We start from the raw sequence: 339 nt of genomic DNA on the forward strand, positions 1-339 counted from the left end.
GAGGCCGCGGCCGACTCGCTCATGGAGGACTGAACACCTGACATGCATACAGATGTCGACGGACGCTCGCCAATCGCTCGTTGGGCTCTCTCCCTTCGCCTGCCATCCCATCCCTCGCACGTACTGTGCAACCGAGGCCTGAGATCAGCGCAGTGCGTGCCACAGGAAGGTGAGAACTGACCTATGCCCGACCCGCTTTGAGTGCTCGAACAGGTCGATTTCGTCAGCCCAAGGGTTATCGCTCCAGCCCTCTCCGTCCACCTGCTGGAGGCGGTCGTCAACCCTGCTTCCGGCGAAGATGTCGCCCGCATAAGTCTTGGTCGTCAGTCGCATGCCCCG

The 339-nt window shown here is 61.9% G+C and carries 1 protein-coding gene; it reads right to left on the reverse strand.

Annotated features, from left to right (window positions below):
* Positions 1 to 144 precede the first annotated feature (144 nt).
* A partial coding sequence (locus tag Q664_RS61865) for a hypothetical protein (RefSeq protein WP_235217148.1) occupies positions 145 to 339 on the reverse strand: 195 nt, incomplete at its 5' end.

Origin of the sequence: Archangium violaceum Cb vi76, from assembly GCF_000733295.1 — a bacterium.
In the GTDB taxonomy this organism is placed as follows: Bacteria; Myxococcota; Myxococcia; order Myxococcales; family Myxococcaceae; genus Archangium; species Archangium violaceum.